General features: G+C 49.0%; 1 protein-coding gene. It reads right to left on the reverse strand.

What is annotated here, in order from left to right:
• Positions 1–288 (reverse strand): transcription antitermination NusB family protein (locus tag ACNKXV_RS14470; RefSeq protein WP_470269877.1); only part of this gene is annotated, 288 nt, incomplete at both ends.

The following is a 288-nucleotide window of genomic DNA, read 5'->3' on the forward strand; positions in this document are numbered from 1 at the left end:
TTCTCCGGGTGAAGTCGCTCAAACTCCTCCCAATCCGGTAAGGCATTGCCCTGCATGATCCAATACGTCCCAAACAAATCCCAGTAGTTGGAAGAAGGACTGAGATGCTTGATCAGTCTCCACCATCTCACCATTTCGTAGGTAGTCTCCGCGATGAAGGATCGGTCTTTAGCCCCCCACTTTGGGTTGGACTTCAGTGTCCGCTCGATGACTTTATCAGCGTATTGACCTTCTTCAAAAATGGCTTGCAGGGCTGTATGTACGCCTCGGATGGTATTATTGTGTAAT

Source organism: Christiangramia aquimixticola, assembly GCF_048285835.1.
GTDB classification, from domain to species: Bacteria; Bacteroidota; Bacteroidia; order Flavobacteriales; family Flavobacteriaceae; genus Christiangramia; species Christiangramia aquimixticola.